This window comes from Streptomyces olivaceus, from assembly GCF_000721235.1.
Taxonomy (GTDB): domain Bacteria; phylum Actinomycetota; class Actinomycetes; order Streptomycetales; family Streptomycetaceae; genus Streptomyces; species Streptomyces olivaceus.
The window spans coordinates 24,485-37,728 of the sequence record NZ_JOFH01000032.1 but is presented as its reverse complement, the minus strand read 5'-3'; the positions used below and the strand labels follow the sequence as shown (position 1 = coordinate 37,728).

Below are 13,244 nucleotides of genomic sequence, written 5' to 3'. Positions count from 1 at the left end.
TTACTGGATCACCACCTTGACGATGCCGGTGAGGGCGATCTGGGCGAGGGAAAGGGGGACGAGGAAAGTCCAGGAGAGCTTCTGCAACTGGTCCTCGCGCATGCGCGGATAGGTGACGCGGAGCCAGATCACGACGAAGGCGAGGACGGCCGTCTTCAGCAGGGTCCACACCCAGCCGAGGCCGTCGGCGCCCCAGGGGCCGTGCCAGCCGCCCAGGAACAGGACGGTGGTCAGGCCGCACAGGACGACGATCCCGGCGTACTCGGCGAGGAGGAAGAGTGCGAAGCGCAGACCGGTGTACTCGGTGTAGGCGCCGAAGATGATCTCCGAGTCGGCCACCGGCATGTCGAACGGGGGCCGTTGCAGCTCGGCGAGCCCGGCGACGAAGAAGACGATCGCACCGACGATCTGCCAGGGCAGCCACCACCACTCGAAGACGTCCAGGATGCCGACGAGCGAGACGGTTCCCGCCGCCATCGCCACCGAGGCGGCGGTGAGCAGCATCGGGAGTTCGTACGCGAGGAGCTGGGCGGCGGTGCGCAGGCCGCCGAGGAGGGAGAACTTGTTGGCGGAGGACCAGCCCGCCATGAGCGAGCCGAGCACGCCCACGCCCATGACGGCGAGGACGAAGAAGACACCCGCGTCGACGACCTGGCCGACCGCGCCCTCACCGGGTCCGACGGGGATGGCCAGGAGCACCAGGAGGTACGGCAGCAGGGAGACGGCGGGGGCCAGTTGGAAGATGCGGCGGTCCGCGTCGGCGGGGACCACGTCCTCCTTCTGCGCGAACTTCACGCCGTCCGCGACGAGCTGGGCCCAGCCGTGGAAGCCGCCCGCGTACATCGGGCCCAGCCGGCCCTGCATGTGGGCCATCACCTTGTGCTCCGTCTGACCGACGATCAGCGGGAAGGCGAGGAAGACGACGAAGACGATCAGGAGGCGCAGGGTGACGTCGAGCGCGTCGTTCACTGCGTGCCTCCTGACGGGGTCGGGGGATCCGGTGGGTTCGAGGGGTGCGGCGGGGGCGGTGACTTTTGTGGCTTCGGTGGGTCCGTTGGGTCCGTGGGGTTCGGGGAATCGCCGGGAGCGTCGGTGCTGTCCGCCGCCTCGGGCTCTTCGGTGGCCTCGGACTCGTCGGACACTCGCCGAGTGTCCGGAGTCTCCGGCTCGGCAGCCCCGGTCGGCTCGGCAGTCCCGGTCGGCTCGTCGAACGCCGGGCGGGCGTGGTGCCACGGGGCGTCCGAGCTGCGCGGTGCCGAGGGCGACGGCTCGGCGGCCGCCTCGTCGGGGGGCGATGCGGCGGGCGTCGCGGCGGCCCGCTGACTCGCCGAACCCTGGCTCGCACTGCGCGACCGCCGGGGTGCCGCACCGCCGGCCGGGGTCCCCGCACCGGACGCGGGCGTCCCCGCACCGCCGGCCGGGGTCTCCGCACCGGACGCCGGAGCACCCGCACCGGACGCCGGGGCCCCCGCGCCGGTCGTCGTCTGGGTGGCCGAGCCCTCGGCGGCCGTGCGGGTCCGGCGGGGTGGCCTGTCGCCCGCAGCGCGGGCCGGACGCTCGCCCGCCGCCCGCCCCGCCCCGCGTGCCGGGCGGGCCGGGGCGGGCGGCAACTGGCCCTTGAGCGGGCCCCACTCGTTGGGGTCGGGGACCCCCGGCGGCAGCATCTGGCGGCGGCGCGGCCCGCCGTGCTCGGACTCGCCGGGCTCCTTGGCGCCCGGCCAGGCCTTGGCCACGCGGGCCGCGAGGACGAAGTCCTTGCGCAGCGGGTGCCCTTCGAAGCCCTCCGGCAGCAGGAGGTGGTCCAGCGCGGGGTGGTCCTCGAAGGCGACGCCGAACATCTCGTGGGTCTCGCGCTCGTGCCAGGCGGCGCCCGCGTACACCTCGACGGCCGTGGGCAGCACCGGGGACCCGTGCGGGACGGTCGTACGCAGCAGCAACCGGCGTACCGGCCCCAGGGCCACGACGTGCGCCGCGACGCGGAAGCCGGTGCCCGGCTCGTCGACGGCGCTCAGCCAGTCGAAGTACGTGCAGCCCAGCCGGTCGCGCGCGGTCCGGAGGGCGGGGATCCAGGACGCCGGCGGCACGTCGACGGTCAGCAGGCCGTACGACTCCTCCGCCGTGGCCTCCGCGCCGAACAGTTCCCCGGGGTCGGCGGGCAGCCAGCCGGCCGCGGTCATCGGGCCTCCCCCGGGTCCGGGACCGGCGGTGGCACCAGGCCGCTCCGCAGCGCGGCCGTCGACGGGCGGTGCCCGGCGCCGTACCGCTCCCCCAACGACTCCCGCGCGATCTTCTCCTGGAGCTTGAGGATGCCCTGGAGCAGCGCCTCGGGGCGCGGCGGGCAGCCGGGGACGTAGACGTCGACGGGGATGATCTGGTCGACGCCCTTCGTCACGGAGTAGGAGTCCCAGTACGGGCCGCCGCAGTTGGAGCAGGCGCCGAAGGAGATGACGTACTTCGGCTCGGGCATCTGCTCGTACAGGCGCTTGACGGCCGGCGCCATCTTGTCGGTGACCGTGCCCGAGACCACCATCAGGTCGGCCTGGCGGGGGCCCGGCGCGAACGGGATGACGCCGAGCCGGATGAAGTCGTGGCGGGCCATCGACGCGGCGATGAACTCGATCGCGCAGCAGGCGAGGCCGAAGTTGAAGACCCAGAGGGAGTACCGGCGGCCCCAGTTCAGGACGACCTTCATCGGCTCGGGGGCGAGGCGTGCCAGCGTGCCCAGCCTCTTGGGCTCGGGGAGCGGGACGGGCTCGGGGAGCGGCACGGGGGCGGTTCCGGAGGAGTTCACGTCCACGACAGGACGCCCTTCTTGTATGCGTACAACAGGCCTACGGCGAGGAAGCCCAGGAAGATGAACATCTCCACGAGGGTGGTGGCGCCGTACCCGGGAGCGGCGAAGACCGTCGCCCAGGGGAAGAGGAAGATCGAGTCGACGGCGAAGACGACGTAGAGGAACGCGTAGACGTAGTAGCGGACCTGGGTGTGCGCCCAGCCCTCGCCGACGGGGTCGACGCCGCACTCGTACGTCAGCAGTTTCTCGGGGGTCGGGACGACGGGACGCAGCAGTCGTCCGGCTCCGAAGGCGACGGCGACGAAGAGGACGCCCACGAGGGCGAGCAGTCCGACGACCGAGTACGACTGGAAGTAGTCCGCGGCGAGCCCGACGGTCGGTTCCGGCACGTGCGTTCCTCGCTCCTTCTCCCGAGTTGCGATCCGTACGCTTCCGTACGCTTCCGTACGCACGGGAGTCTAGAGCCTGTTAAAGAGGCGGTAAGCAGCCCGTCGTACCGGAAGTGCGGGGTGGGGTTTTCCTCAGTGCGTCCCCGGCGGTCCGCCTCATGGCGCCGGCCCGCGCCGCACGGCACGCTGGCTCCTATGACCGAAGACCTCTCGAGATCCCCCTTCACCGGCCGGGGCGCCGGCGGAGGGACCGGTGACCGCCTGCCGCCGGTCCGTCTCGCCTACGACCGGCACACCTGGAAGGAGATCGCCCACCTGCTGGCGAATCTCCCGGCGTCACTGATCGGCTTCACGTACGTCGTCACGGTGCTGTCCGTCGGCGTCGGGCTGACGGTCACGGTGATCGGTCTTCCGCTGCTGGCGGCGGGCCTGCTGGGCGCGCGCCGGCTCGGGCGCCTGGAGCGGGGGCGGGCCCGGGCGCTGCTCGGGGTGCGGGTGGACGAACCGAGCCCGCTGCCGGTGCGGAGCGGGGACGGGTTCTTCCCGCGGCTGTGGATGGCGCTGAAGGACCCGGTCGGCTGGCGCACGGTCCTGTACGGGTTCGTGCGGCTCCCGTGGGGCATCCTCACGTTCGTTCTCGTGCTGGCGTCGTGCTTCGTGCTGTGGCCGGTGCTGCCGTTCCTGGCGCGGGGTCTGGCCAACGCCGACCGGGCCATGGTGCGCGGGCTGCTGTCGCCGTCCGACGAGTTGGAGCGGCGGATCGCCGAACTGGAGTCGGACCGCGGCATCGTGGTCGACACGGCCGCGGCGGACCTGCGGCGCATCGAGCGGGACCTGCACGACGGGGCGCAGGCCCGCCTGGTCAACCTGGCCATGGGTCTCGGTCTGGCCAAGGAGAAGCTCCTGGAGGACCCGGACGCGGCGGCGGCCATGGTCGACGAGGCGCACGGCGAGGTGAAGCTGGCCCTGCAGGAGTTGCGGGACCTGGCCCGGGGCATCCATCCGGCGGTCCTGACCGACCGCGGCCTGGACGCGGCGCTCTCGTCGGTCGCCTCGCGCTGCACCGTGCCGGTCGGGGTGACGGTGGACCTCGCGGAGCGGCCCGCGGCGGCGATCGAGGGCATCGCGTACTTCACCGTCTCGGAGCTGCTGCAGAACGTCAGCAAGCACAGTGCGGCGCGGAACGCCTCCGTGGAGGTGTGGCGGGCGTCGGACCGGCTGCTGATACAGGTCGCGGACGACGGCCGGGGAGGTGCCCGCGTGGGCGGCGGTACGGGCATGAAGGGCCTCGCCGACCGGCTGTCCGTCGTCGACGGCCTCTTCGTCGTGGACTCGCCGGAGGGCGGCCCGACGACGGTCACGGCCGAGCTGCCCTGGCGCGACCGTACGGGAGACGACGCGGCCGGTTCCGCCCCCTCGGGGTCCGGGCGGTCCCGGCAGCGGTCCGGGAGGTAGGGAAAACCCCCCTCCCGGGACGCCGACGGGCTCCATGGTCGCGCGAGGGGCTCGGGAGGAGGGTGGAGCTAGGACGGCAGAGCCGTAGGACGAGGAGAGGGACGGCACCGATGGCCACGGATTACGGACACGGTTACGGGCTGGGGAACGGGTCCGGCTTCCCCGGCGACACCGGTGCGCGTCACCACCGGCTGCCGGCGGGGCTGCGGGCACCGTTCGAGGCGCGCAGTTGGCGGGAGTTCGGCCATGTGCTGCTGGGTCTGCCGATCAGCATCCTGCTCTTCACGTACGCGGTCACGATGGTGTCGCTGGGGGCGGGCCTGCTGGTGACGTTCCTGGGCGTGCCGGTGCTGGCGGCGGCGCTCGCGGGGTGCCGGGGCTTCGGGGCGCTGGAGCGGGCGCGGGCCCGCGCCCTGCTGGGGCTGCGGGTGTCCGAGCCGGAGCCTCTGCGGCTGAAGAAGCAGGGGGCGATGGGCTGGATGGGGGCCGTACTCAAGAGCGGCACCTCGTGGCGGAGCCTGCTGTACGCGCTGCTGCAGTTCCCGTGGGCGGTGTTCTCCTTCGTCGTCGCCGTGACCTTCTGGTCGGTCGGCTGGACGATGCTGACGTACCCGCTGTGGTTCTGGGTGTTCCCCATGTACGCCGGGCAGGGCGGACTGCAGCTGTACGGCGACGAGACGCACCGGGTCTACCTGGACAACCCCTTCGAGATCACCGTGACCGCGCTGGTCGGGCTGCTCTTCACCCTGGCCACGCCGTGGATCGTGCGGGCGCTGACGACGGTGGACCGGGTGATGGTGCACGGGCTGCTGGGGCCGTCCCGGCTGGCGACGCGGGTGGTCGAGCTGGAGTCGGACCGGGGGGTCGTGGTGGACACGGCCGCGGCGGACCTGCGGCGCATCGAGCGGGACCTGCACGACGGGGCCCAGGCCCGCCTGGTCAACCTGGCCATGGATCTGGGACTGGCCAAGGAGAAGCTGAAGGAGGACCCCCGCGCCGCGGCGGTCATGGTGGGCGAGGCGCACGGCGAGGTGAAGACGGCGCTCCAGGAGCTGCGGGACCTGGCCCGGGGCATCCACCCCGCCGTCCTGACCGACCGCGGTCTGGACGCGGCGCTCTCGTCGGTCGCCTCGCGCTGCACCGTCCCGGTCAGGGTGGAGGTCGACCTGACGGAGCGGCCGGCGTCGGCCATCGAGGGCATCGCCTACTTCACCGTCTCGGAGCTGCTGCAGAACGTCAGCAAGCACGCGCGTGCCACGGCGGCGGCCGTCGAGGTGTGGCGGGTGGAGGACCGGCTGCTGCTCCAGGTCGTGGACGACGGCGTGGGCGGCGCGGACGCGTCGGCCGGGTCGGGGCTCGCCGGACTGGCGGACCGGCTGGACGCGGTGGACGGGATCCTGGTGGTGGACTCGCCGGCCGGCGGCCCGACACGGGTGACGGCCGAGCTGCCGTGGCGCAGCGAGCCGGTCACCGGCTGAGGCGACCGGCCGCCGACCGCGTACGGCCCGCTGTCCGCCGCCTGCCCCCTCGTGGCAGGCGGCGGACGGCGCGGTCCGTCCCGGACGGCTCCCGGCGCCGTCCCGTTCCGCCCCCTCCCGCCGTCTTCCCGTCGTCTTCCCGTTGCTCCCGGGCCCCCGGCCGCCGATGCTGGGATGCTGGAGCTGTCGCACGGACGGTCCGTGGACGCGGCGCGGGCCGCGCGGGCCGTGGGGTGGTGGGCGGCTTCATGGGGGGACCGAGGATCGTGGAGGACAGGGTGCGAGTGGTCATCGCCGAGGATTCAGTGCTGCTCAGGGAGGGGCTGACCCGGCTGCTGACGGACCGCGGGCACGAGGTCGTGGCCGGGGTGGGCGACGGTGAGGCGCTGGTCAAGACCATCACCGAGCTGGACGCGCAGGGCGAGTTGCCGGACGTGGTGGTGGCGGACGTACGGATGCCGCCGACGCACACCGACGAGGGGGTGCGCGCGTCGGTACGGCTGCGCAAGGCGCATCCGGGGCTCGGTGTCCTGGTGCTCTCCCAGTACGTGGAGGAGCGCTACGCCACGGAGCTGCTGGCCGGGTCCAGCCGGGGCGTCGGTTATCTGCTCAAGGACCGGGTGGCCGAGGTCCGGGAGTTCGTGGACGCGGTGGTGCGCGTGGCGGAGGGCGGTACGGCGCTGGACCCGGAGGTGGTCGCGCAGTTGCTCGGGCGCAGCCGCAAGCAGGACGTGCTGGCGGGGCTCACGCCGCGGGAGCGCGAGGTGCTGGGACTCATGGCCGAGGGCCGCACGAACTCGGCCATCGCCCGGCAGCTCGTGGTGAGCGACGGGGCCGTCGAGAAGCACGTCAGCAACATCTTCATGAAACTGGGTCTGTCCCCGAGCGACGGTGATCACCGTCGGGTCCTCGCCGTTCTCACCTATCTCAATTCCTGACACGGACGGCTCGCCCCCTGGAACCGGTTGCCCGGCTCGGCGCCTCGGGTACTGATCCGGACGAACGAGATGTGCGAATGCGGGAAGGGAGCGTCCTCACCAGTGCCAGGAAGCGGAAATGCCCCGGAACACCGGGGCTGCGGGCCGTCTCGAAGGCGTGTCCGTGATGCGAGTGTCCACCGGAAGCCAGACCGTGCGGACGTAGTGTTGATCCCGGGACAATCAGTGGGAGACCAGTCCCCGGACAGCCGTCCCGAGGGAGGTCCAGTTCAGTGACCAGCCAGGTCAGCAGCCCAGCGGAGCAGGCCGACTCGACCGTCGTGGGAGAACAGCGCAAAGCGGCCGGGACGAAGGACGTCCGCCGATTGGAGCGGGTGGTCATCCGGTTCGCGGGTGACTCGGGCGACGGAATGCAGCTCACGGGTGATCGTTTCACGTCGGAAACGGCGTCGTTCGGAAATGATCTGTCGACGCTGCCGAACTTCCCGGCCGAGATCCGGGCGCCTGCCGGGACGCTGCCGGGCGTGTCGTCGTTCCAGCTGCATTTCGCCGACCACGACATCCTGACCCCGGGCGACGCTCCGAACGTGCTGGTGGCGATGAACCCGGCGGCGTTGAAGGCGAACGTGGGCGACCTGCCGCGCGGTGCCGAGATCATCGTGAACACGGACGAGTTCACCCGGCGGGCGATGCAGAAGGTCGGCTACGACGCCTCTCCGCTGGAGGACGGTTCGCTCGACGGGTACCACGTGCATCCGGTGCCGCTGACGACGCTGACGGTGGAGGCGCTCAAGGAGTTCGACCTCAGCCGCAAGGAGGCCGAGCGGAGCAAGAACATGTTCGCGCTCGGGCTGCTGTCCTGGATGTACCACCGGCCCACCGAGGGCACGGAGAAGTTCCTGCGGTCGAAGTTCGCGAAGAAGCCGGACATCGCGGCCGCCAACATCGCGGCCTACCGGGCGGGCTGGAACTTCGGCGAGACGACGGAGGACTTCGCGGTCTCCTACGAGGTGGCGCCGGCGACGACGGCGTTCCCGCCCGGCACCTACCGCAACATCTCCGGGAACCTGGCCCTGGCCTACGGCCTGATCGCCGCGTCGCTCCAGACGGACCTGCCGCTCTTCCTGGGCTCGTACCCGATCACGCCGGCCTCGGACATCCTGCACGAGCTGAGCCGGCACAAGAACTTCGGTGTGCGCACGTTCCAGGCGGAGGACGAGATCGCCGGGATCGGGGCGGCGCTGGGGGCGGCGTTCGGCGGCTCGCTCGCGGTGACGACGACCAGTGGTCCGGGTGTGGCGCTCAAGTCCGAGACGATCGGGCTCGCGGTCTCCCTGGAGCTGCCGCTCCTCGTCGTGGACATCCAGCGCGGTGGCCCGTCCACCGGGCTGCCGACCAAGACGGAGCAGGCCGACCTGCTGCAGGCCATGTACGGGCGCAACGGCGAGGCTCCGGTCCCGGTCGTCGCGCCGTGCACTCCGGCGGACTGCTTCGACGCCGCGCTGGAGGCGGCGCGCATCGCGGTCACCTACCGCACCCCCGTCTTCCTGCTGTCCGACGGCTACCTCGCCAACGGCAGCGAGCCCTGGCGGGTCCCGGAGCCGGGGGAACTGCCGGACCTGGCGGTGCGGTTCGCGCAGGGGCCCAACCACAGCCTGGAGGACGGCACCGAGGTCTTCTGGCCCTACAAACGCGACCCGCACACCCTGGCGCGCCCCTGGGCGGTGCCCGGCACCCCCGGCCTGGAGCACCGGATCGGCGGCATCGAGAAGCAGGACGGCACCGGGAACATCTCCTACGACCCCGCCAACCACGACTTCATGGTCCGCACCCGGCAGGCCAAGATCGACGGCGTCGCCGTCCCCGACCTGGAGGTCGACGACCCGGACGGGGCGCGGACCCTGGTGCTGGGCTGGGGTTCGACGTACGGGCCGATCACGGCGGCGGTGCGCAGGCTGCGGGGCGCAGGCGAGGCCGTCGCGCAGGCGCACCTGCGTCATCTCAACCCCTTCCCGGCCAACCTCGGCGCGGTGCTGAAGCGGTACGACAAGGTGGTGGTCCCCGAGATGAACCTCGGTCAGCTCGCCACCCTCGTCCGGGCGAAGTACCTGGTCGACGCCCACTCGTACAACCAGGTCAACGGCATGCCGTTCAAGGCGGAGCAGCTCGCCGCGGCGCTGAAGGAGGCCATCGATGACTGAGGTGACCGGGGGGACCCGGGAGGCCGGAGCGACCGGGCCGACGGGGCCGGCCGGCGGCAGCGGAGGCGGCGGGGGTGCCGGGCCGACCGACGCGGGCGCACTGCTCCAGCTCGTCCCCAAGGCCGAGGGCAAGCAGTCCATGAAGGACTTCAAGTCCGACCAGGAGGTGCGCTGGTGCCCCGGCTGCGGCGACTACGCGATCCTCGCCGCCGTGCAGGGCTTCATGCCGCAGCTGGGCCTGGCGAAGGAGAACATCGTCTTCGTCTCCGGCATCGGCTGCTCGTCCCGCTTCCCGTACTACATGAACACCTACGGGATGCACTCCATCCACGGCCGGGCCCCCGCGATCGCCACCGGCCTGGCCGCCTCGCGCCGCGACCTGTCCGTGTGGGTCGTCACCGGGGACGGCGACGCGCTCTCCATCGGCGGCAACCACCTCGTCCACGCCCTGCGCCGCAACGTCAACCTCAAGATCCTGCTGTTCAACAACCGGATCTACGGCCTGACCAAGGGCCAGTACTCCCCCACGTCCGAGGTCGGCAAGATCACCAAGTCGACGCCGATGGGGTCCGTGGACGCCCCCTTCAACCCGCTCTCCCTCGCCCTCGGCGCGGAGGCCACGTTCGTGGCCCGCACCGTCGACTCCGACCGCAAGCACCTCACCGAGGTCCTGCGCCAGGCCGCCGACCACCCGGGCACCGCGCTGATCGAGATCTACCAGAACTGCAACATCTTCAACGACGGCGCCTTCGAGGCCATCAAGGACAAGCAGCAGGCCGAGGAGGCGGTCATCCGCCTGGAGCACGGGCAGCCGATCCGTTTCGGCACCGACGGCGCCAAGGGCGTCGTACGCGACGCGGCCACCGGTGACCTGAAGATCGTCGCCGTCACGGCGGACAACGAGGCGGACATCCTGGTCCACGACGCGCACGCCGCCTCCCCGACCACCGCCTTCGCCCTGACCCGCCTCGCCGATCCGGACACCCTGCACCACACGCCGATCGGCGTCCTGCGCTCCGTCGAGCGGCCCGTGTACGACACCCTCATGACCGACCAGCTCGACGCGGCGGTCGAGCAGAACGGCAAGGGGGATCTCGCCGCGCTGCTCGCGGGCAACGACACCTGGACGGTCGTCGGCTGACGCCGGCGGCGGTCCACCGCGCGCGACCGCTCACGTGAGGCCCGGACGGCGACGTCCGGGCCTCACGGCTTACCCGGCTAACTCAGAGGTAAGTACCTTACTTCAAAGTGGGCACTTTCCTTCGGTTAGCGCAACTCCTAGGGTTAGTTACATCGAGCCCCCACGAGGAGTACTGAAACCATGAGCATCGTCGTCACCGGAGCCACCGGACACCTCGGCCGCCTTGTCGTGCGGCAACTGCTGGAGAAGGTGCCGGCCGACCAGGTCACCGCCGTCGTCCGGGACCGCGACCGCGCCGCCGACCTCGCCGCCCTCGGCGCGCGGCTCGCGGTCGCCGACTACAACGCGCCCGAGACCTTCGACGGCCTGTTCGCGGCCGGCGACCGGGTGCTGCTGATCTCCGGCAACGAGTTCGACAAGGGCCGCGTCCAGCAGCACACCGTCGTGATCGAGGCGGCCGGCAAGGCCGGTGTCGCCCTGCTCGCCTACACCAGCGCCCCCGAGAGCCTGAAGGCGGCGCTCGCCGACGACCACCGTGCCACCGAGGAGGTGCTGGTGGGTTCGGGCGTGCCGTACGCGCTGCTGCGCAACGGCTGGTACCACGAGAACTACACCGAGCAGCTCGCCCCGGTCCTGGAGCACGGCGCCGTCGTGCAGGCGGCCGGCGAGGGCCGCGTCTCCTCCGCCTCCCGCGCCGACTACGCGGCCGCCGCCGTCGCCGTACTGACCGGCGAGGGCCACGAGAACAAGGCGTACGAGCTGGGCGGCGACGAGGCCTGGAGCTTCGCCGAGTACGCCGCCGAGCTGAGCCGGCAGACCGGCAAGGAGATCGTCTACAAGCCGGTCTCCACCGAGGCCTACACCGGCATCCTCGCCGGTGCCGGGCTCCCCGCGCCGTTGGCGGAGATCCTCGCCGGCGTGGACGCCTCCATCGCCAAGGGCGAGCTGGTGGTCTCCACCGGCGACCTGTCCCGGCTGGCCGGCCGGCCGACCACGCCGCTCGCCGAGGCCGTCGCCGCCGCGCTCAAGGGCTGACCCGGACGGTCCGCCGGTACCGGCACCCCCACCTTCTCCGACATCTCCGGCATTCCCGCCTGTCATGACCGTATGCCGATACGGACATGACAGGCGGCGGGCTGCGGCGTTACCTTCGTCGTGGCATGCGACCGTCCCGGCATGCCGAGTGGGAGAGGGAGGTGCCCGTGCCCGGGTCGTCCAGGAGTGATCAGCGCATAGGCCTGCTGAACGGCTTCGCGGCATACGGGATGTGGGGCATCGTCCCGCTTTACTGGCCGCTGCTCCAACCCGCCGGCTCCGGCGAGATGCTCGCCCACCGGATGGTGTGGTCCCTCGTCTTCGTCGCCGCCGCCCTGCTCGTCGTACGGCGCTGGGCCTGGGCCGTCGAGCTGCTGCGGCAGCCGCGCAGGCTCGCTCTGATCGCCGTGGCCGCCACGGTGATCACCGTCAACTGGGGCGTCTACATCTGGGCCGTGAACAGCGGCCACGTCGTGGAGGCCTCGCTCGGCTACTTCATCAACCCGCTGGTCACCATCGCGATGGGCGTCCTGCTGCTGAAGGAGCGGTTGCGGCCCGCGCAGTGGGCGGCGGTCGGGATCGGCTTCGCGGCCGTGCTCGTCCTCGCCGTCGGCTATGGCGAGCCGCCGTGGATCTCCCTCTGCCTCGCCTTCTCCTTCGCCACGTACGGCCTGGCGAAGAAGAAGATCAACCTCGGCGGAGTCGAGTCGCTGGCGGCCGAGACCGCGGTGCTGTTCCTGCCCGCGCTGGGCTATCTGCTGTGGCTGGGCACCCAGGGCCAGTCGACCTTCACCACCGGGGGCCTCGGGCACTCGGCGCTGCTCGCCTCGACCGGCGTGGTCACCGCGATCCCCATGGTCTGCTTCGGATTCGCCGCGATCCGGGTGCCGCTGTCCACCCTGGGACTGCTGCAGTACCTGGCACCGGTCTTCCAGTTCCTGCTCGGCGTCCTCTACTTCCACGAGAAGATGCCGCCCGAGCGCTGGGCCGGCTTCGGGCTGGTCTGGCTGGCGCTGACGCTGCTGACCTGGGACGCGCTGCGCACGGCGCGCCGGACCGCGCGCGCCCTGAAGGAGCAGCTGGACCGGACGGGCGCGGGCGTGGCCCCGCTCAAGGGGAGCACCGCCGCGCGGGACTCGGAGATCGTGGCCTCGGGGACCCCGGCTCCCGAGGTCGCCGAACAGCAGTCGCAGACACGGACGCAGGCGCGGCAGCAGACGCTATAACTGGTCGGATGACACCGACCCCGGGCCCCGCTCCTCTGCACTTCAAGATCGTCATCGACGCCGCCGCCCCGCACGCGCAGGCGGACTTCTGGGCCGCCGCCCTCCACTACGAGGTCGAGGACAACAGCGCGCTCATCGAGAAGCTGCTGGGCTCCGGTGCGGTACCGGTGGAGGCCACCGTCGAGTCCCACGGCCGCCGCGCCTGGCGCGACCTCGCCGCCGTACGCCATCCCGACGACCCCTACCAGGAGGAGAGCGGCACCGGCCTGGGCCGGCGGCTGCTGTTCCAGCGCGTGCCGGAGGCCAAGACCGGCAAGAACCGGCTCCACCTCGACGTGCACTCCGCGGACGGCGGGCGTGCTGCGGAGGTGACCCGGCTGGAGGCGCTGGGCGCGGGCGTGCTGCGCCGGGTGACGGAGCAGGGCGGTGAGTGGGTGATGATGGCGGACCCCGAGGGGAACGAGTTCTGCGTCCATTAGGGCTTGGCCTCAGGACGGGTAGGGCTTGGCCTCAGGACGGGACGTGGGGGGCTCGGCCTCTGGCTCCACCTCGGGCTCGACTTCATGGCTTCCGATATGTGCGGCCTC

The 13,244-nt window shown here is 71.9% G+C and carries 12 protein-coding genes; 8 read left to right on the top strand and 4 right to left on the bottom strand.

The annotated features are described in order from the left end of the window. The 4 genes from IG94_RS0129990 to IG94_RS0129975 are packed head-to-tail and all read right to left on the bottom strand — an operon-like array spanning position 1 to position 3,183. Positions 1-969, bottom strand: coding sequence for a complex I subunit 1/NuoH family protein (locus tag IG94_RS0129990; RefSeq protein ID WP_031044286.1), 969 nt, complete (start codon positions 967-969; stop codon positions 1-3). Continuing rightward, positions 966-2,177, bottom strand: coding sequence for an NADH-quinone oxidoreductase subunit C (locus tag IG94_RS0129985; RefSeq protein ID WP_031044284.1), 1,212 nt, complete (start codon positions 2,175-2,177; stop codon positions 966-968). Before IG94_RS0129985 ends, IG94_RS0129990 begins: the two co-directional genes overlap by 4 nt. Next, entirely contained in the window at positions 2,174-2,797 is a 624-nt protein-coding gene (locus tag IG94_RS0129980) for an NADH-quinone oxidoreductase subunit B (protein ID WP_031044279.1), read from the bottom strand. The genes IG94_RS0129985 and IG94_RS0129980 overlap by 4 nt, the downstream gene beginning before the upstream one ends. Next, a complete protein-coding gene (locus tag IG94_RS0129975) occupies positions 2,788-3,183 on the bottom strand; it encodes an NADH-quinone oxidoreductase subunit A (protein WP_031044275.1) in 396 nt (131 codons plus the stop codon). The genes IG94_RS0129980 and IG94_RS0129975 overlap by 10 nt, the downstream gene beginning before the upstream one ends. Before the next feature lie 195 nt (positions 3,184-3,378). Here IG94_RS0129975 and IG94_RS0129970 point away from each other — a divergent pair, with 195 nt between their 5' ends. The 8 genes from IG94_RS0129970 to IG94_RS0129935 all read left to right on the top strand — a co-directional run bounded on the left by IG94_RS0129970 (position 3,379) and on the right by IG94_RS0129935 (position 13,136). Beyond that, entirely contained in the window at positions 3,379-4,638 is a 1,260-nt protein-coding gene (locus IG94_RS0129970; protein WP_031044271.1) for a sensor histidine kinase, read from the top strand. Between the two features lie 110 nt (positions 4,639-4,748). Then, positions 4,749-6,116, top strand: a complete 1,368-nt coding sequence (locus IG94_RS0129965; RefSeq protein WP_031044267.1) for a sensor histidine kinase — start codon at positions 4,749-4,751, stop codon at positions 6,114-6,116. A 248-nt stretch (positions 6,117-6,364) separates the two neighbouring features. Next, positions 6,365-7,054 carry a response regulator transcription factor gene (locus IG94_RS0129960; RefSeq protein WP_230091624.1) on the top strand — a complete coding sequence of 230 codons (690 nt, stop codon included), beginning with the start codon at positions 6,365-6,367 and terminating at the stop codon, positions 7,052-7,054. A 272-nt stretch (positions 7,055-7,326) separates the two neighbouring features. Next, the gene (locus IG94_RS0129955; RefSeq protein WP_031044260.1) at positions 7,327-9,255 is read left to right on the top strand and encodes a 2-oxoacid:acceptor oxidoreductase subunit alpha; all 1,929 of its coding nucleotides are present in this window, start codon (positions 7,327-7,329) and stop codon (positions 9,253-9,255) included. Positions 9,256-9,394: 139 nt separating this feature from the next. After that, entirely contained in the window at positions 9,395-10,396 is a 1,002-nt protein-coding gene (locus IG94_RS0129950; RefSeq protein WP_051159442.1) for a 2-oxoacid:ferredoxin oxidoreductase subunit beta, read from the top strand. A 180-nt stretch (positions 10,397-10,576) separates the two neighbouring features. Continuing rightward, positions 10,577-11,431: an SDR family oxidoreductase gene (locus IG94_RS0129945; protein ID WP_031044253.1), complete on the top strand. Its 855-nt coding sequence runs from the start codon at positions 10,577-10,579 to the stop codon at positions 11,429-11,431. Between the two features lie 167 nt (positions 11,432-11,598). Further along, positions 11,599-12,657 (top strand): EamA family transporter RarD, encoded by a 1,059-nt coding sequence (gene rarD, locus IG94_RS0129940; protein ID WP_043484924.1) that lies wholly within the window; start codon positions 11,599-11,601, stop codon positions 12,655-12,657. A gap of 8 nt (positions 12,658-12,665) precedes the next feature. Beyond that, a complete protein-coding gene (locus IG94_RS0129935) occupies positions 12,666-13,136 on the top strand; it encodes a VOC family protein (RefSeq protein WP_031044247.1) in 471 nt (156 codons plus the stop codon). Positions 13,137-13,244 lie beyond the last annotated feature (108 nt).

Excerpts from the sequence above, each read along its gene's own strand:
- IG94_RS0129970 (WP_031044271.1), top strand. The coding sequence starts at position 3,379 with ATGACCGAAGACCTCTCGAGATCCCCCTTCACCGGCCGGGGCGCCGGC.
- IG94_RS0129950 (WP_051159442.1), top strand. The coding sequence starts at position 9,395 with ATGAAGGACTTCAAGTCCGACCAGGAGGTGCGCTGGTGCCCCGGCTGC.
- IG94_RS0129965 (WP_031044267.1), top strand. The coding sequence starts at position 4,749 with ATGGCCACGGATTACGGACACGGTTACGGGCTGGGGAACGGGTCCGGC.
- IG94_RS0129960 (WP_230091624.1), top strand. The coding sequence starts at position 6,365 with ATGGGGGGACCGAGGATCGTGGAGGACAGGGTGCGAGTGGTCATCGCC.
- IG94_RS0129935 (WP_031044247.1), top strand. The coding sequence starts at position 12,666 with ATGACACCGACCCCGGGCCCCGCTCCTCTGCACTTCAAGATCGTCATC.
- IG94_RS0129985 (WP_031044284.1), bottom strand. The coding sequence starts at position 2,177 with ATGACCGCGGCCGGCTGGCTGCCCGCCGACCCCGGGGAACTGTTCGGC.
- IG94_RS0129945 (WP_031044253.1), top strand. The coding sequence starts at position 10,577 with ATGAGCATCGTCGTCACCGGAGCCACCGGACACCTCGGCCGCCTTGTC.